This window comes from Fundidesulfovibrio sp., from assembly GCF_058402725.1.
The window spans coordinates 1-16,473 of sequence record NZ_JBZVFJ010000088.1; the positions used below are offsets into that span (position 1 = coordinate 1).

At 68.5% G+C, this 16,473-nt stretch carries 17 protein-coding genes; 13 read left to right on the forward strand and 4 right to left on the reverse strand.

All coding sequences use genetic code 11. The features are described 5' to 3' along the window. On the forward strand, positions 1-439 hold a 439-nt coding region (locus ACV4UX_RS12150), incomplete at its 5' end, for an alpha-isopropylmalate synthase regulatory domain-containing protein (RefSeq protein WP_491593546.1). A 9-nt stretch (positions 440-448) separates the two neighbouring features. Here the strand turns inward: ACV4UX_RS12150 and ACV4UX_RS12155 are convergent. The 4 genes from ACV4UX_RS12155 to ACV4UX_RS12170 all read right to left on the reverse strand — a co-directional run bounded on the left by ACV4UX_RS12155 (position 449) and on the right by ACV4UX_RS12170 (position 3,388). Continuing rightward, the gene (locus ACV4UX_RS12155) at positions 449-1,303 is read right to left on the reverse strand and encodes an alpha/beta fold hydrolase (protein ID WP_491593547.1); all 855 of its coding nucleotides are present in this window, start codon (positions 1,301-1,303) and stop codon (positions 449-451) included. Further along, on the reverse strand, positions 1,303-2,046 hold the full coding sequence (locus tag ACV4UX_RS12160; RefSeq protein WP_491593548.1) for an alpha/beta hydrolase: 744 nt from the start codon (positions 2,044-2,046) through the stop codon (positions 1,303-1,305). Before ACV4UX_RS12160 ends, ACV4UX_RS12155 begins: the two co-directional genes overlap by 1 nt. A gap of 4 nt (positions 2,047-2,050) precedes the next feature. Further along, complete coding sequence (gene mtnP, locus ACV4UX_RS12165) at positions 2,051-2,809, reverse strand: S-methyl-5'-thioadenosine phosphorylase (RefSeq protein ID WP_491593549.1); 759 nt, start codon at positions 2,807-2,809, stop codon at positions 2,051-2,053. A gap of 63 nt (positions 2,810-2,872) precedes the next feature. After that, positions 2,873-3,388 (reverse strand): adenine phosphoribosyltransferase, encoded by a 516-nt coding sequence (locus tag ACV4UX_RS12170; RefSeq protein ID WP_491593550.1) that lies wholly within the window; start codon positions 3,386-3,388, stop codon positions 2,873-2,875. Positions 3,389-3,546: 158 nt separating this feature from the next. Between ACV4UX_RS12170 and ACV4UX_RS12175 the strand changes: the two genes are divergently transcribed. From ACV4UX_RS12175 to ACV4UX_RS12230, 12 genes are all read left to right on the forward strand, one after another. Further along, positions 3,547-4,872: an amidohydrolase gene (locus tag ACV4UX_RS12175; RefSeq protein ID WP_491593551.1), complete on the forward strand. Its 1,326-nt coding sequence runs from the start codon at positions 3,547-3,549 to the stop codon at positions 4,870-4,872. 86 nt (positions 4,873-4,958) lie between these two features. Then, the gene (locus ACV4UX_RS12180; RefSeq protein ID WP_173085915.1) at positions 4,959-5,195 is read left to right on the forward strand and encodes a PxxKW family cysteine-rich protein; all 237 of its coding nucleotides are present in this window, start codon (positions 4,959-4,961) and stop codon (positions 5,193-5,195) included. A gap of 119 nt (positions 5,196-5,314) precedes the next feature. Continuing rightward, positions 5,315-6,547, forward strand: a complete 1,233-nt coding sequence (locus ACV4UX_RS12185) for a M20 family metallo-hydrolase (RefSeq protein ID WP_491593552.1) — start codon at positions 5,315-5,317, stop codon at positions 6,545-6,547. Between the two features lie 75 nt (positions 6,548-6,622). Beyond that, on the forward strand, positions 6,623-8,503 hold the full coding sequence (gene mnmG, locus ACV4UX_RS12190; protein ID WP_491593553.1) for a tRNA uridine-5-carboxymethylaminomethyl(34) synthesis enzyme MnmG: 1,881 nt from the start codon (positions 6,623-6,625) through the stop codon (positions 8,501-8,503). Continuing rightward, on the forward strand, positions 8,500-9,582 hold the full coding sequence (locus ACV4UX_RS12195) for a PilZ domain-containing protein (RefSeq protein WP_491593554.1): 1,083 nt from the start codon (positions 8,500-8,502) through the stop codon (positions 9,580-9,582). Before mnmG ends, ACV4UX_RS12195 begins: the two co-directional genes overlap by 4 nt. 201 nt (positions 9,583-9,783) lie before the next feature. Next, positions 9,784-10,632 carry a hemolysin family protein gene (locus ACV4UX_RS12200; protein WP_491593555.1) on the forward strand — a complete coding sequence of 283 codons (849 nt, stop codon included), beginning with the start codon at positions 9,784-9,786 and terminating at the stop codon, positions 10,630-10,632. A 97-nt stretch (positions 10,633-10,729) separates the two neighbouring features. Next, positions 10,730-12,298 (forward strand): apolipoprotein N-acyltransferase, encoded by a 1,569-nt coding sequence (gene lnt / locus ACV4UX_RS12205; protein WP_491593556.1) that lies wholly within the window; start codon positions 10,730-10,732, stop codon positions 12,296-12,298. Then, a protein-coding gene (gene prfB, locus ACV4UX_RS12210) for a peptide chain release factor 2 (RefSeq protein WP_491593560.1) occupies positions 12,277-13,381 on the forward strand; the annotation gives its coding sequence in 2 pieces (ribosomal slippage) (positions 12,277-12,351 and positions 12,353-13,381; 1,104 coding nt in all). The genes lnt and prfB overlap by 22 nt, the downstream gene beginning before the upstream one ends. After that, positions 13,374-14,240: a GGDEF domain-containing protein gene (locus tag ACV4UX_RS12215; RefSeq protein WP_491593557.1), complete on the forward strand. Its 867-nt coding sequence runs from the start codon at positions 13,374-13,376 to the stop codon at positions 14,238-14,240. Before prfB ends, ACV4UX_RS12215 begins: the two co-directional genes overlap by 8 nt. Then, positions 14,237-15,064 carry a MinD/ParA family protein gene (locus ACV4UX_RS12220; protein WP_491593558.1) on the forward strand — a complete coding sequence of 276 codons (828 nt, stop codon included), beginning with the start codon at positions 14,237-14,239 and terminating at the stop codon, positions 15,062-15,064. The genes ACV4UX_RS12215 and ACV4UX_RS12220 overlap by 4 nt, the downstream gene beginning before the upstream one ends. A gap of 98 nt (positions 15,065-15,162) precedes the next feature. Then, complete coding sequence (locus ACV4UX_RS12225) at positions 15,163-15,438, forward strand: HU family DNA-binding protein (protein ID WP_235956991.1); 276 nt, start codon at positions 15,163-15,165, stop codon at positions 15,436-15,438. A gap of 7 nt (positions 15,439-15,445) precedes the next feature. Continuing rightward, the gene (locus ACV4UX_RS12230) at positions 15,446-16,342 is read left to right on the forward strand and encodes a UshA-like (seleno)protein family 2 (RefSeq protein WP_491593559.1); all 897 of its coding nucleotides are present in this window, start codon (positions 15,446-15,448) and stop codon (positions 16,340-16,342) included. Positions 16,343-16,473 lie beyond the last annotated feature (131 nt).

A 16,473-nucleotide genomic window follows, 5' to 3' on the forward strand; every position in this document is an offset into this window, starting at 1 on the left:
CCTGGGCATGACGCGCCGCTACTTCAGCCTGGTGAAGTACCGCGTGCTGGACTGGAAGCAGACCGGTTGCGAAGACCCCCTGGCCGAGGCCACCGTGATGGTCCAGGTGGGCGGACACGTGGAGCACACGGCCGCCGTGGGCCTTGGCCCCGTGAACGCGCTGGACAACTCCCTGCGCAAGGCCCTGGCGCGGTTCTACCCCAAGATCAACGAGATCAGGCTGCTGGACTTCAAGGTGCGCGTGCTCAACTCGAAAACCAAGCACGACTCGGGCACGGCGTCCCACGTGCGCGTGCTCATCACCACCGGCGACCAGACCGACACCTGGACCACCGTGGGCGTCTCCCACAACATCATCCAGGCCAGCTGGCAGGCCCTGGAAGACGCGGTGAACTACAAGCTGGTGATGGAAGACAAGAAGAAGCAGGGGAAGTGCTGAGGCATTCCCTCACTGGGGTTTCGGCGTAACGGTCTCGTTCATCTCCAGGAACGTCAGGACGATGCGGGCGAATTCCGCAGGGGCCTCGAACTGGAGGTGGTGGGTTCCGTTCTTGAACTGGACGAGCCATGCCCCGGGGATCAGGCCGGCCAGGGTCCTGGAGCTTTCCACGCCCACCACGTTGTCCGCCGTCCCCACCAGCAGCATGACCTGATTGCGGATCAGGGGCATCTTGTCCAGGGGAGCCTGCCAACCCATCGCCGCCTCGAGTTGCTTCCTGATGGTGGGATTGTCGGGCAGGGCGATGGTCTTGAACGCCGCCGCCACCGCCTTGCCGTCGATGGACGTGGCGTGGATCACGGCCTTGTTCACCCGCTCCGGAGAAGAGAGAAGCAGGTTCTGCGTGGTGACGCTGGACTGGGAATAGCCCAATACGTTCGTCTTCTGGACGCCCAGGGCGTCGAGCAGGCTGATCGCGTCCTGGGCGAAGAGCTTGTAGGAGAAGGGCTCGCCGTTGTCCGTGGTGTACCCCATGCCCCGGTTGTCCATGAGGATCAGCTGGTATTTCCCGGAGGCCTCGGCGATGAATTCGGGGGTCCAGCGCTCCATGGTGCAGCCGAGCCCCGTGAGCAGCAACAGCGGCTCCCCGGAGCCGATCAGCTTGTATCCGATTTTGATCCCGTTCCCTTCCACCTGGTAGATGGCGCGGCCCTGGGCATCCACGGCCGTCTGTTCGCCCACGGGCGAGACATCCTTGGCCGATGCCGCGGAAACAGCGGCAAAAAACGTCAGGAGAAGCGCGGCCACGATCCGGACGCCGGTTTTCCTCACGGCCAACTCCTCGGATGGGGATCCGGCGTTCATCACAAACCCTCCACGAACCCAACGCACCGCCTCGCCACCTCGTCCTTGGTCTCCTGGTGCGTCGTCAGGATATGGCGCGAGGTCACGCGCTCGTCGATGCGCAGCACCACGGCCTCGCGCGTTTTGGAGCCCGCCTTGCCCACGATCTCCCACAGGTTTTCCATGGGCACCTTGGTGTCGCCCAGGGCGTGAAGGGCCAGCAGCGGGGCCGTCACCTTGCCCAGGCCGCGCCGGACCTGGCGCAGGCCCTCTTCCAGCGAGGCCAGGGCGTGCAGGCCGGTGCTCGTCTCGTAGCCCTGCCAGGGGGCGATGCGGCGCGACTCCTCCTTGCGAGCGGCGTTGGGCCATACGGGCCGCCAGCGGCGCAACAGCGAGAGCAGGGGCAGCCGCCAGTCCGTGGCCGCAGGGGGCCAGAAGCGGTAGAGGAACACCGGCGAGGCGATGGCGACCACGGCGGCGGGCCGGTAGCGCTGGGCCAAGGCCAGGGAAAGGCTCCCGCCCATGGAGAGCCCCAACACGGCCACGCGGCCGTGTTCGCGCTCCAGGGCCTCGTATTCGCGGGCGGCGCATCCCAGCCAGTCCGGCCAGCCGGTGCGGTTCCAGGCCTCCACGGACTCGCCGTGGCCCGGCAACAGGGGCGTGCGCACGGAAAACCCCCTGGCCGAAAGGGCCTCGGCCAGGGGGAGCATCTCGAAGGGTTCGCCGCCGAACCCGTGCAGGAGCAGGCAGGCGGGGCGCGTCACGGGATCAGCCCTTGGGGGCTTCCATCCCGGCGATCACCTCCATGAGCACGCCCGTCACCTTCTCCGCGTTCTGCTTGAAGATGTGCAGGATGTCCTCCCAGGTGACGGGGGGTTCGTCGGTCTTCCAGCAGTCGTAGTCGGTGGACATGGCCACGGCGGCGTAGGGGATGCCCGCTTCGGCGGCCAGGATGGCCTCGGTGGCGATGCTCATGTTGATCACGTCCGCGCCCCACTGGCGGAACATGTTGGATTCCGCGCGGGTGGAGAAGCGCGGGCCTTCGATGGTCACCACGGTGCCGGTGGGGTGGTGGCTGTAGCCGAACTTGGCGCAGGCCGCGATGAGCCTGTCGCGCAGGTTCTGGTCGAAGGGGTCGGCCATGGGCGTGTGCACGGGGCAATGGGGCTCGAAACGCTCGTGGAAGGTGAGGGGGCGCAGGCGGGTGAAGTCGATGAACTGGTCGAGCACCACCAGGTCGCCGCGCTTGATCTCGGCCTTGAGCGAGCCCACGGCCGTGGTGGCCAGGATGTGGGTGCATCCGGCGGCCTTGAGGGCCAGGATGTTGCCCCGGTAGTTCACGAAGGTGGGGGGGCAGGTGTGGCCCCGGCCGTGGCGGGCCAGCAGCACCACGTCGCGGCCCTTGATGGTTCCCTGGCGCAGGGTGGAGTTGGGTTTGCCGTAGGGGGTGTCCGCCTCGAAATCCCGGGGGTTTTCAAGGATGTCGGGGTTGTCCAGGCCGCTGCCGCCGATGATGCCTATCTTCATGTCGCTTGCGGGTTCCCTCGCCGGGGCGAGCCCCGGCTGCTTGAACTGTCGGGCCGGGGCCGTTCAGCTGATCTGGATGATGGAGTCCAGCGGCAGGCCGTTGAGCTTGTCGCGGCCGTTGAGGAAGCAAAGCTCCACCAGGATGCCGATGCCCACGATCTCGGCCTCGAAATTCTTCATCAACTCGAGCATGCCCGTAAGGGTGCCGCCGGTGGCCAGCACGTCGTCGATCACCAGGACCTTCTCGCCGTGCAGCAGGGCGTCCTCGTGCATGCAGAGGGTATCTGTGCCGTACTCCAGGTCGTAGGTGACGGAGGCGGTCTTCCAGGGGAGCTTGCCCGGTTTGCGCACTGGAACGAAGCCGATGCCCAGCCTGTAGGCCAGGGCCGCCCCGAAGATGAAGCCGCGCGCCTCGGCGCAGACCACCTTGGTGGCGCCCTTGTCGGCGAAGCGCTCGGCGAAGGTGTCGATGGCTTTGCGGAAGGCCGCGCCGTCGCCCAGCAGCGGGGTGATGTCGAAGAAGAGGATGCCCGGCTTGGGCACGTCGGGAATTTCCCGTAACAAGGCGCGAAGATCCATGACAGCTCTCCTGGGGTGATGTCGAAACCATCCTGGCGCTACGTGAAAGCCGCCCATTCGTCAAGCCATGACCGGGCATCATCTTGAAAGCTATGGACAATCCGGAATGCGTGCGCAAGCGCTTGACTTCACGGGGGCAAGCGGGCTCAATCGGGGTGATGGAACACCCAACGCCACCTGCCCCCGCCGACCTGCTGCTGCGCGCCGGAATGCTCGTCACCCAGGACGGGGAGCGCCGCGTCCTTGAGGACGCGGGCCTGGCCGTGAAGGACGGCGCCGTCACCGCCGCAGGCCCCTGGAGCGCGCTGGCGGGCACGCCCGCCCGGGAGTTCCTGGACTGCTCCGGCGACATGGTGCTGCCGGGCCTCGTCAACGCCCACACCCACGCGGCCATGACCGTGTTCCGGGGCCTGGGGGACGACCTGCCGCTCATGGAGTGGCTCTCCGGGCGCATCTGGCCCGCCGAGGCCCGGCTCTCGGCGGAGATCGTGGAGATCGGCGCGACGCTGGCCTGCGCCGAGATGCTGGCCGGGGGGACCACCACCTTCAACGACCAGTACATCTTCGCCCGGGACGTTGCCCGGGCCGTTCATGCGGCCGGAATGCGCTGCGTGCTGGGCGAGGGCGTCTTCGACACCCCCAACGCCTCCTACGCAACCATGGACCAGGCCTTCGAGCGCGTGGCCGCCCTTAAGGACTCCTGCCGGGACAAGCCGCTGCTCACGCCCTGCCTGGTGGCCCACTCGGTCTACGCCACCGGGCATGAAACGCTCAAGCGTCTGGCCGCGATGCGCCGCGCATCGGGAGGCATCCTCACCCTGCACGCCGCGGAGAACGCCCAGGAAACGGCCCTGTGCCTGGAGCGCTTCGGCGCAAGCCCCCTGGCCGTGCTGGACCGGCTGGGGATTCTGGAACCGGGACTGCTCCTGGCCCACTGCGTGCAAGTCGACGAGGCCGAGGCGATGCTCCTGGCGGAGCGGGGCGTTGCCGTGGCCCACTGCCCGCGCAGCAACATGAAGCTGGCCTCGGGCATGGCTCCCGTAGCGGCCATGCGCCGCGCCGGGGTGCGCATGGGCCTGGGCACGGACGGAGCGGCCAGCAACAACGGCCTGAACATGTTCTCCGAGATGGGCGCGGCGGCCCTCTTGGCCAAGGTCCGCGAGGGCGACCCCACCGCCCTGCCCGCCCGCGACGTGCTGGACATGGCCACCCGCGAGGGCGCGGCGGCCCTGGGCCTGGACAACGTGGGCGCGCTGGCCCCCGGCATGCAGGCCGACCTGATCGCCCTGCGCCGCGACCACCCGGCCCTCCAGCCCGGATTCGATCCCGTCTCGGACCTGGTCTACGCCGCCCACGGCGCGCCCGTGCGCCTAACAATGGCGGCCGGACGCCTGCTCTACAAGGACGGCCGCCATCTGACCATCGACCGCCGCGAACTGGACCTCGCGCTGGAAGGCGTGCGGCGGTGGGCGCGCAGGGGTTGACAGAAACCGCCGAATGATGAAAAGGATCGCGGTTCCCAGCGACACGAATCGTATCGCCCGTCAGGGCGTCAACGGAGGATGATTCCATGAGCTACGTGGTCAACGGCGTCGAGTGCCTGCCCATCGTCGAGAAGTGCGAGGGCTGCGAGCGCGCCAAGGAAGTGGAAGGCGCCAAGTACTGCACCAGCTACCCCCAGCCGGAACGCAAATGGTCCCACGGGGTGTGCAACTTCGCCACCCACGTGAAGGCCGAGAAGGACAAGACCGGCAAGGTCAAGGTGAACCCCCTCAAGGCCTCCAAGCGCGCCGCGCGCGGCCGCTAACCCGCGGTTTCGGGCGGGAGCTTCGGCTCCCGCCTTTTTTTCCAGCCGCCTTGCCAACAGCGCGTCCGAGGGGATAGGATCGCCCGGCGATCCATATTCCGCATTCTTCGGAGATTTCCATGCCCGCCGAACTGCTTCGCTCCATCGCCGCCTCGCGAGACGTCGTGGTGAATCTGCAACGCGCCATGGTGGCCATCCCCGCCGTGGGGCCGGACAACGGCGGTCACGGCGAGCGCGCCAAGGCCGACTTCATGCTCGGCTGGCTTGCGGAGCACGGCATCACCGACGTGGAGGAGTTCCGCGCCCCGGACAAGCGCGTGCCCTGCGGCCACCGCCCCAGCATCAAGGCCGTGGTGCCGGGGAAAGACGCCTCGCGCACCCTCTGGGTGATATCCCACCTGGACGTGGTGCCCCCCGGCGACCCCACCCTCTGGACCGGCGACCCCTTCGAGATGGTCCTGGACGGCGAGACCATGGTGGGCCGGGGCGTGGAGGACAACCACCAGGGCGTTGTTGCCTCCCTGCTGGTGGCCAAGGGCATGGTGGAACTGGGGATCACCCCGCCCGTGAACTACGGCGTGCTCCTCGTGGCCGACGAGGAGAACGGCTCCAAGTACGGCCTGGACTGGCTCCTCAAAAACCACCCGGAACTCTTCGGCGGCAACGACCTCTACATCATCCCGGATTTCGGCATCCCGTCCTCGGAGATGGTGGAGGTGGCCGAGAAGAGCATGCTCTGGCTCAAGATCACGCTCTCGGGCAAGCAGTGCCACGCATCCTCCCCCGAAGAGGGCGTGAACACCCTGGTGGCCAGCGCGGCCCTCATCCTGCGCCTGACCAAGCTCCACGACCGCTTCCCGGCCGTGAACGAACTCTTCAAGCCCGCCAACTCCACGTTCCAGCCCACCAAGAAAGAGGCCAACGTGGAGAACGTGAACACCATCCCCGGCCGCGACGTGTTCTACATGGACTGCCGCGTGCTGCCCCAGTACGACCTCGACGACGTGCTCGAGGCCGTCTACGAGATGGGCCGCGAGATCTGCCAGTCCTACGGCGTCACCGCCCAGTACGACCTGGTGCAGAAGGAGCAAGCCGCCCCGGCCACGCCCAAGGACGCCCCGGTGGTGCGGCGCGTGCTGCGCGCGGTGAAGGAGGTCTACGGCGGCAACCCCCGGCCCATGGGCGTGGGCGGAGGCACCGTGGCCGCCTACCTGCGCCGCGCGGGGCTCGACGCCGTGGTCTGGGCCACCTGGACCCCCAACGCCCACCAGCCCAACGAGCGCTCCCTGATCAAGAACAACATCGGGGACGCCCAGGTGATCGCCCGGGCGCTCTTCGACGAGCAGGACTAGGCGCACAGGGCCGCCCCAACGGCCCCGCGCCACGCCGCCATGCCAGAGAGCCCCCTCCCCCCGGCCGGTCCGCCCATGGCCAAGCGCCCCTTCCCGGAGCGCTTCGACCTGGTGGTGGTGGGCGCGGGCCACGCGGGCTGCGAGGCCGCCATGGCCGCCTCCCGCCTGGGCCTGGACACCCTGCTCCTGACCCTCAACGTAGACCGCATCGGCCACCTCTCCTGCAACCCCGCCATCGGCGGCGTGGCCAAGGGCCACATGGTCAAGGAGATCGACGCCCTGGGCGGCATGATGGGCCTGTGGGCCGACGAGGCGGGCATCCAGTTCCGCAGGCTCAACACCCGCAAGGGCCCCGCCGTGCGCGCCACAAGAGCCCAGATCGACCGGGACGTATACCCCCGCGTGGTGCAGCGCGACCTCTTCGCCCGCGAAAACCTCTGGATCCGCCAGGACACCGCCACCGCCGTGCTCACGAAGGACGGACGGGCCTCCGGCGTTGCCACGGCCCTGGGCGAGACGCACCCCGCCCGGGCGGTGCTGCTCACCACGGGCACGTTCCTCATGGGGCTCATCCATGTGGGGCTCACCAACTTTCCCGGCGGCCGCCTGGGCGACCCGGCCGCCCAGGGGCTCTCGGCCAGCCTGACGGCCCTGGGCATCCGCCTGGGGCGCCTCAAGACCGGCACCACGCCCCGGCTGCTCAAGGATTCCGTGGACTTCTCGCGGATGCAGATCCAGCCCGGAGACGACCCGCCCGAGCCCTTCAGCTTCCTCAACCGGAGCGTGCCCCTGCCCCAGGTCCCCTGCTGGCTCACCCACACCAACGAGGCCGCCCACGAGGCCATCCGCGCCGGGTTCGACCGCTCCCCCATGTTCACCGGCGTGATCAGGGGCACGGGGGCGCGCTACTGCCCCTCCATAGAGGACAAGGTGGCCCGCTTCCCCGAGAAGGAGCGGCATCAGATTTTCGTGGAGCCAGAGGGCCTGTCGAGCCCCGAGGTCTATCCCAACGGCATCCCCACCAGCCTGCCCCTGGACGTGCAGAAGGCCATGCTGGCCTGCATCCCGGGCCTGGAAAAGGCCCAGATCGTGCGCCCGGGCTACGCCATCGAATACGACTACGCCAACCCCGAGCAGCTCTCCCCCGCCCTGGAGGCCAAGGCCCTGCCAGGTCTCTGGATGGCCGGGCAGATCAACGGAACCTCGGGCTACGAGGAGGCGGCCGCCCAGGGCCTCTGGGCCGCCCTGAACGTCTCCCAGGCCCTGCGCGGCGAGGCCCCCTTCCTGCCCCGGCGCGACGAATCCTACATCGCGGTGCTCGTGGACGACCTGACCACCAAGGGCGCCACCGAGCCCTACCGCATGTTCACCTCCCGGGCCGAGCACCGCCTGCTCCTGCGCGAGGGCAACGCCGACGAGCGGCTCACCCCCGCCGGGCGCGCCCTGGGCCTGGTGGACGACGCCCGCTGGCAGGCCTGGCGCGCCAAGGAGGAGTCCCTGCGCCGCTGCATCGAGGGCCTGGAGGCCGTGCGCGTGCGCCCCGACGCCGCCACCCGCGAGCTTCTGGCCGCCGCCGGGGCCGCCGCTCCCGGCAAGAACGTGGCCCTGGCCGACATCCTGCGCCAGCCCGCCGTGGAGATCGAATCCCTGGCCGCCCTGTGGCCCTCCCTGGCGGAGTTCGCCCCCGGCGTGCTCCAGGAGGCCCAGTGCCGCGTGAAGTACGCGGGCTACCTCAAGCGCCAGGAGGAGACGGCGGGACGCCTGGCCGGCATGGAATCTGTGGCGCTCCCGGCGGACTTGGAGTATCGGGAGGTCGCGGGGCTCTCCAACGAGGTGGTGGAGAAACTTGGCCGCACGAGACCCCTGACCCTGGGCCAGGCCGGGCGCATTTCGGGGATCACCCCCGCCTCCCTGGCCTGTCTGGAAATCCACCTCAAGAAGCTCAAGCGGTCATGACCGAGGGGTTCGGCGTGCTGGACATTCCGCGCTTCGATGCCGCACTGGAAGATTTCTTCTCCCGGATGTTCGAGGACATCCTGGCCGGGCGCGTCACCCTGGAATCCGTGCTGCTGGTGGTGGCCTTTTTCGGGGCCTTCGCCGGGCTCACCACGCTGGCCTTCGTCTTCTCCAAGCAGCCCAAGGAGGTGATGCTGGAGAAGCCCATCACCTGGATCACGGGCTACGGCCAGATCATGGAGCTGCTCGACGCCGCCGTGGGCCAGCGCAGCAAGGTCCGCGTGAGCTTCCACCGCGACCTGGGGGCGGCGCGCTCCTCCGACGGCACGCTCCTGGAGGCGGGCAAGGACGGCCTAGTCCTGGAGATGTCCTCCCTCCGCGCCATCAACCCTGCCTGGGTGGGCCGCACGCTGGAGCTCTCCTTCCGGCTGCGCATGCCCGACAACCCCAAGCTCCTCTCCACGTTCTCCTTCATCGCCGAAATCACCGGCTACGAGCAGCTGCCCGACGACGTGCTCCTGCTCAAGCTCTCGCGGCCCCTGCGCCTGGAACTCAACCAGAACCGCATGCACCTGCGCGTGGAGCCCCCGGACAAATACGTGCGCACCTTCCGTCTCTGGGCCGAGGACCACATGCCCCGGCGCTCCGACCTCCACGACCCCGACCACTGGGGCGAGCCCACCTACTCCTGGACCTACGGCGAGGAGAACGCGGTGAAGCTCGTGAACATCTCCGGCGGCGGCGTGCGCGTGGAGATCTCCCCGGCAGCGCTGCGGACCGTGGACAACAAGATCACCGTGAACCAGCACTACTACGCCCAGCTCACCGTGGCCGCCCCGGACTTCTCGGGCTTCGCCACCCACTATGTGACCCTGCGCGTGCTCAAGTGCTTCGACGACTGCGACTCCAGGAGCAAACTCTCCCTGGGCATGGCCTTCGCCACGGTGGGCGTCCCCAACGATCCGCCCCTGACGGGACTGCGCTGGCGCACCGTCAGCCGCGATTTCGGCGTGCGCGAGATCGACGACTGGGCCTACGAGCTGCACCTGGAATTGTATCGTAACAAAGGCATCGCATAGTCCGGCCCGCCGGGCCGTCGGGTGGCGCACCGTGCGCCAGGCCCCGCAGGTTGTCGGCCCCGTCGCCTTCGGCGGCGAAACCGACTGAACGCATCCTGGAGAAGGGCGGCGATCCGCCCGCGAGCGGCTCTCGCGGACCCCGGAGACCGCCAGCAAACGCCGTCCGGCCGACCGGCCGGGACGCAAACAGGGAGGACCACGTTGGAAGAAGGACCGGAAGGACGATTCTGGAGTCTGTTCACACGCCTGTTCAAGGGGCGCGACGACCTGCCCCTGGCGGAACTCATCGAGTCGGCCCAGCAGGACGGCGAGATCAAGCCCGAAGACGCTCTGGTGCTGCTCAAGGTGCTCAAGCTGGGCGAAAAGCAGGTGGCCGACATCATGGTGACGCGCACGGACATGGTCTGCGCGGACGAGGAGGACGGCGTCGCCGAGGTCACGCGGCTCATCGTGGAGCACGGCCATTCGCGCATCCCCGTCTACCGCGAAAACCGCGACCACATCCTGGGCGTTGTCCACGCCAAGGATCTGCTGCGTTTCCTCATGGACGCCAGCGCCCCCCCGCCGCCCCTGGCCCGGGTGATGCGCAAGCCCCTCTACATCCCCGAGACCAAGAACCTGCGCGAGATGCTCGCCGAGTTCCAGCGCGCGCGCATCCACATCGCCGTGGCCCTGGACGAATACGGCGGCACGTCCGGACTGGTCACCCTCGAGGACGTGCTCGAAGAAATCGTGGGAGAGATCGAGGACGAACACGATCCCACGCGCCCCGCCGAATTCCAGGAACTGGAGAACGGCAGCTACCGCTTCCACGGCCGCTTCCCCCTGGAGGAGCTGGCCGACCGCTTCGGCATCGAATTGCTCTCCGACCAGGTGGAAACCCTGGGCGGCTACCTCTCCGACCTGGCCGGACGCGTGCCCAGGCCCGGAGAATCCTTCGAAGCCGCCGGACGTCGCTTCACCGTTGTGGAGGCCGACCGCCGCCAGGTGCGCTGGGTGCTGGCCGAACCGCTCCCCGAAGAACCAGGGGGCGACGAACTCCCCGCCTGACGCGGCGGGGCGCGCCAACCATGTCCCCGCCCGGCCCCGCCGGGCGCGAGGGGCCTGCCCCCAGGCCCACCAACCCTCCCAACACGGCCCGGCTTCCATGACCGCCCTTTTCCGCTCCGTTTCGCACCGCGCCCCCGCGCCCTGGGGCCTCATCCTCCTGGGGGCCCTGGCCTCCTTCCTGGGGTTCGCCAACCCCCTGCTGCGCGTGCCCCCGGCCATCCTGGCCTGGCCCCTGGTCCTGGCGCTCCTGGCCCGGCGCGCGCCCTCGGGCCGCGCGGCCTTGTTCCACGGCTGGCTCTGCGGCGCCCTGGCGGCCTCGTCCAGCCTCTACTGGATCGCCCTGCCCGTCCACGACTACGGCTACCTGCCCTGGGTGCTGGCCGTGCCCTGCCCCCTGCTGATGGGTGCGGTTCTCGGCGGCTACCCGGCCCTCTTCTGCTGGGCCCTGCGCACGGTCGGCGGACGTTTCGGCCCCCTGGCCCTGGGCCTCTTCGCGGGCCTGGCCTGGACGGGCCTGGAGACGGCGCGCGGCTGGCTCTTTTCGGGCTTCCCCTGGCTCCAGCTGGCCGGGGCCTTCGCCCCATGGCCTGCGGCCATCCAGGGCCTGGCCCTGATGGGGGCCTACGCCTTCTCGGGCCTTGTGGCGGCCTGCGGCGTCTGGCTGGCCGGGCCGGGCTGGCGGCCTCGCCTGGCGGCCTGCGCCGTGGTGGGCCTCGCGGCGGCCTACGGCCCCTGGGCGCTGGAGCGCCCCCTGGCCGAGGAGGGCCGCTTCGCCGCCGCCATGATCCAGGGCAACGTGGACCAGGCCCGCAAGTGGGACGAAGAGTCCCTGGGACGCACCCTGGGCGAATACGAAAACCTCACGCGCTCGGTGCTGGGAACGCGCCCCGAGGTGGTGCTGTGGCCCGAGACGGCCCTGACCTTCTTCCCAGAGGAGACCTCGCCCCAGAGCGACCGGGTGCTCCGCTTCGCCCGGGAGATCGGCGTGCCCCTGGTGACCGGCGCGCCCGGCTTCGATCGCGCCCGGGGGAAGCTTCGCATCTACAACCGGGCCTTCCTGGTCACGGTCAAGGGCCTGGAGGCCCACTACGACAAGGAGCACCTGGTGCCCTTCGGGGAGTACGCCCCCTTCGGGGAGGACATCCCCCTGCTCTCGTCGCTCCTGCAGGGCGTGGGCGGCTTCACGCCCGGGCGTGCCACTGCCCCTCTGCGCAGCGGCCGCCTTGCCATGGGCATGCTCATCTGCTATGAGTCGATCTTTCCGGAACTCGCCCAGGAGCGCGTGGCCATGGGGGCCAACGTCCTGGTGAACATCTCCAACGACGCCTGGTTCGGCCGCTCCGCAGCCCCCAGGCAACACCTGGAGCTGGCGACCCTCCGGGCCGTCGAGCAGGGGCGCTACCTCTTGCGCGCCACCAACACCGGCTACACAGCCCTGCTCGATCCCCGAGGCCGCGTTTCGAGCGAGACGGCCCTCTTCCAGGAAGCGGCCGCCGCCGTCTCCGGCGTGGGCTTGATCACGGCAACAACCCTTTACCACCGTCTGCACGGGCTGATCGAAGGGGCGGCCCTGGCCGCCGCGCTGGTCATGCTGGTGTGGGCGATGGTCACCCGGCCGCGAGACGGCCAGACGAGCACATGGCACTGCTGCAATACCCCGAACTGAGGACCCAGGCCAAAGAACTCCAGGACCAGTACGACTCGCTCTGGGGGCGTCTTTGACGTGGGCGGCAAGACCGCTCGCCTGGCGGCCATCGAGGTCGAGATCTCCAAGCCCGACGCCTGGCAGAACCCGGAGCGCATGACGCCCTTCCTGCGCGAAAAGTCCGACCTCACCGCCAAGGTGGAGCGCTGCGAAACCCTCCAGAAGGCCCGGGAAGACCTGGACGAATGGCTCGCCATGGCCCAGGAGGACCAGAACCCCGAGGTGCTCCAGGAACTCTCCGGACAGCTCGCCACCCTGGGCGCGCTGGTGCAGGAGGCCGAACTGGCCACCCTGCTCTCCGGCCCCGAGGACGCCTCCGGCGCCATCCTGGAAATCCATCCCGGAGCGGGAGGCACCGAAGCCCAGGACTGGGCCGAGATGCTCCTGCGCCTCTACCGCCGCTGGTGCGAGCGCCACAGCTTCTCCGTGGACGAGTTGGACTTCCTGCCCGGCGACGAGGCCGGGGTGAAATCCGTGACGCTCCAGGTGAACGGACCCTACGCCTACGGTTTCCTCAAGGCCGAGAAGGGCATCCATCGCCTGATCCGCATATCGCCTTTCGATTCCTCCGGCCGCCGCCACACCTCCTTCGCCTCCGTGGACGTCTACCCCGACGCGGGCGCGGACATCCAGATCGAGGTCAAGGACGAGGACATCCGCGTGGACGTGTTCCGCGCCAGCGGCCCCGGCGGCCAGCACGTCAACAAGACAAGCTCGGCCATACGCATCACGCACATGCCCTCGGGCATCGTGGTGCAGTGCCAGAACGAAAAGAGCCAGCACCGCAACCGCGAATCAGCCATGAAGGTGCTCAAGGCCCGCCTCTACGATCAGGAGCTTGGCAAGCAGCAGGCCCTGCGCCAGGCCGAATACCAGGCCAAGGACGCCATCGGCTTCGGCAGCCAGATCCGCACCTACACGCTCCAGCCCTACCGCCTGGTCAAGGACCACCGCACCGGCTGCGATGCGGGCGACGTGGAGGCCGTGCTCGACGGCGACATCGACACCTTCATCCGACAGTACCTGCTGCACTACCATGCCTGAGCCAGGCCATCCCCCGACCCTCGACGCCTCCCAGGCAGACCTCATGGCCGAAATTTCGCGCCTGCGGGACGAACTGGTGCGCCGGGCCGGGGAGACGCCGGGCGAGTGCCCCCAGGGCCTCGTGATCGCCCGGATGTGCGCCGGGCTCACCCTGGTCCAGTGGGAAGAGATCGCCCGCGAGGGCCACTTCCTCCAGTGGCTGGCCCTTCCCGCCTGCGGCGACGCCACGCCCCACCTGGAGCGCATCCAGCGCACCCTCGAGGAGCTTGCCCACCAGACCCGGCAGGACCCCCTCACCGGCCTGGCCAACCGCCGCGCCTTCGAACGCAACCTGAAGATGGAACTCGACCGCGCCTACCGGGGCGGCACCCCCGTCTCCCTCGCCATCCTCGACCTGGACGACTTCAAGGCCGTCAACGACCGCTTCGGCCACCCCTGCGGCGACCGCGTGCTCCTCTCCCTGGCCGGTGCGCTCCTGGGCCACAAGCGCACCTACGACATGGCCGCGCGCATCGGCGGCGAGGAGTTCGCCCTGGTGCTGCCCGGCTCCGGGCTGACCCAAGCCGAGACCACCCTGGAACGCATCCTCCAGGAGATCCGCCAGCGCAAGGTGGTCTGCGACGGGGTTGAGCCTGCCGTGGGCGTCACCTGTTCGGCGGGGGTGGTGTGCACCAAGGGACGCGCGCCCGTGTCGGTGGAGCAGTTCGTGAGCCTGGCCGACAAGGCCCTCTACGAGGCCAAGCGCCAGGGCAAGGACAGGCTGGTCAAGGCCCCCATCCCCGACCTCTTCGAGACCTCCAGGGCCACGCTGGTGCACGCCCAGGAGAAGAAATTCCTCTTCACGGGACCAGACACATGAGCCAAGAAAGCGTCAATCCGCGCTCCACGCTGAGCCTTTCCATCCTCTCGGGCAAGGGCGGGGTCGGGAAGACGAACCTGACCCTCAATCTGGCCTACGCCCTCTACCGGGCCAACCACAAGATGCTCGTCATGGACTTCGACGTGGGCCTGGCCAACGTGGACGTGCTCCTGGGCATCTCCCCCGAGAAGACCCTCCAGGACCTGCTGCGCCCGGGCGTAATGCCCCGCGACGTGGTGGCCGCCGTGGAGCCCGGAGGGTTCGACTTCCTCCCCGCGGCCAGCGGCGTGCCCGAGCTTCTGGAACTCGACGAGGACATGCGCGGCCAGGTGTTCGACAAGCTCAACGACGTGCTCTGCGAGTACGACTACCTCCTCTTCGACCTGGGCGCGGGCATCGGCAAGACCGTGCTCTCCCTGGCCTCCATGACGCGCATGCGCATTCTGGTGGCCACGCCCGAGCCCACCTCGCTCACCGACTGCTACGCCGTCATCAAGGTGCTCAACGCCACCCACGGCGTGCGCGACTTCCAGCTCGTGGTCAACCAGGCCTCCAGCGCCAAGGAGGCCCAGACCACCTTCGAGCGCCTCAACGCCGCCTGCCGCCGCTTCCTGGACCTGGACATCGGCTACCTGGGCTGCGTGCACAACGACCCCAACGTGCCCGACGCCGTGCGCCGCCAGGTGCCGCTCATCAAGCACGCGCCCCGCTGCCGGGCCTCCCAGGACATCCTGAGCCTGGCCATCAAGATCGGACGCCACCGCGCCGAAAACAAGGCCCTGCTCCAGGACAAGCCGATTTTGAAAAAAATTTCCGCCGGTTGACTTGACGGCCCCTGAGCTATCAGCAATACAACAAAAACAAGACTTTGGATTCGGAAACCGCGCGGCCGCAAAGCGGTCCGCCCCTCATGGAGGCTGTCATGAACAAGAGCGAGCTCATCAACGCCCTGGCCGAAACCCGCCAGATCCACGTGGACGAGGCCTCGGCCGTGGTCAACTCGTTCATCGACTCCATCAAGCAGGCTCTTGTCGCTGGTGACCGCGTGGAAATCCGCGGCTTCGGCAGTTTCAAGGTGAAAGGGTACAAAGGCTACACGGGGCGCAACCCCAAGTCCGGCGAGGTGGTCGACGTGGCCCCCAAACGCCTTCCCTTCTTCAGGCCCGGCAAGGAACTGAAGGAATTCCTCAACAAGTAGGCATCGTATGCGCTTTTACCTGGCTCTCGCAGCCCTTCTGTCGCTCCTGCTCCAGGGCGCTCCGGCCTCGGCCGAGCCGCCCTTGACCATCGTCTTCTCCGGCAACTCCTGGGGCTACCTCAAGCCCTGCCCCACCTGAGGCAACCGCACCATCGGCGGACTGGCCCGGCGGGCCAGCGCATTCGAGAAGTTCCGCGCCCAGGGCGCCAAGGGGAATCTCCTCTTCGTGGGAGGCCCTTACGAGTTCGTTTCCGACGACGGCGTCGAGCACGCCACCCCGGACGCGTGGGGCCCCCTGGCCCAGGCCTACCAGGCCCTGGACTACGACGCCCTGGCCGTGAGCCCGGCCGAGGCGGGCAAGCTCGCCCAGGCCGGCGTGAAGCTCCCCCCCAAGTGGGTGACGCTCGATCCCAAGGAGCCCAGGACCGTTTTCATCGATTCGGCCAGGGGAAAGGTCGCGGTTCTCTATTTCCCCGAAGCCAAAAAGCCCGGCGAGGATCCCTCCGAGGCCCAGCTCTCGGCCATCCAGCGCGCCGTCAGGGAGGCCCGTTCCCAGGCGAAGCTCGTCGTCGGCGTGAGCCCCTGGGGCTCCCACGCCGAGTCGGACTTCCTGGAAAAGACCAAACCCGGGCTGGACATCCTGCTGGGCCTGGGATCGGGCGTGGGCTTCTCGGCCAAGACGGCCGAAGGCGGCCGCGTGCTGTGGATGCGCTCCTACACCAAGGGCAAGGCCATCTACACCGTGGACGTGCTGGAACTGCCCACCGACAAGGGCTTCAAGTGGGAACAGGGCAGGAACTTCACCACCCAGGCCGTGGTGCTCGACGACTCGTACTCCCCGGCTCCGGCCATGGAGCAGCTGCTCCAGAGCGTGGAGGACCCGGGCGACAAGCAAGCGAAGTAGCCACCGGGCGCTTCGAATCCATCGGAGGTCGGCAATGCAATTCACTGGAGCTTTCACCGCGCTCGTCACCCCGTTCATGAACGACCAGACCGAAACGCGCAAGACCGTGGGCGTGATCATCGTCACCCACA

Coding starts and splice junctions, on each gene's coding strand:
- ACV4UX_RS12155 (WP_491593547.1), bottom strand. CDS start 1,303: ATGAACGCCGGATCCCCATCCGAGGAGTTGGCCGTGAGGAAAACCGGC.
- mtnP (WP_491593549.1), bottom strand. CDS start 2,809: ATGAAGATAGGCATCATCGGCGGCAGCGGCCTGGACAACCCCGACATC.
- ACV4UX_RS12170 (WP_491593550.1), bottom strand. CDS start 3,388: ATGGATCTTCGCGCCTTGTTACGGGAAATTCCCGACGTGCCCAAGCCG.
- ACV4UX_RS12175 (WP_491593551.1), top strand. CDS start 3,547: ATGGAACACCCAACGCCACCTGCCCCCGCCGACCTGCTGCTGCGCGCC.
- ACV4UX_RS12180 (WP_173085915.1), top strand. CDS start 4,959: ATGAGCTACGTGGTCAACGGCGTCGAGTGCCTGCCCATCGTCGAGAAG.
- ACV4UX_RS12185 (WP_491593552.1), top strand. CDS start 5,315: ATGCCCGCCGAACTGCTTCGCTCCATCGCCGCCTCGCGAGACGTCGTG.
- mnmG (WP_491593553.1), top strand. CDS start 6,623: ATGGCCAAGCGCCCCTTCCCGGAGCGCTTCGACCTGGTGGTGGTGGGC.
- ACV4UX_RS12195 (WP_491593554.1), top strand. CDS start 8,500: ATGACCGAGGGGTTCGGCGTGCTGGACATTCCGCGCTTCGATGCCGCA.
- lnt (WP_491593556.1), top strand. CDS start 10,730: ATGACCGCCCTTTTCCGCTCCGTTTCGCACCGCGCCCCCGCGCCCTGG.
- ACV4UX_RS12215 (WP_491593557.1), top strand. CDS start 13,374: ATGCCTGAGCCAGGCCATCCCCCGACCCTCGACGCCTCCCAGGCAGAC.
- ACV4UX_RS12220 (WP_491593558.1), top strand. CDS start 14,237: ATGAGCCAAGAAAGCGTCAATCCGCGCTCCACGCTGAGCCTTTCCATC.
- ACV4UX_RS12225 (WP_235956991.1), top strand. CDS start 15,163: ATGAACAAGAGCGAGCTCATCAACGCCCTGGCCGAAACCCGCCAGATC.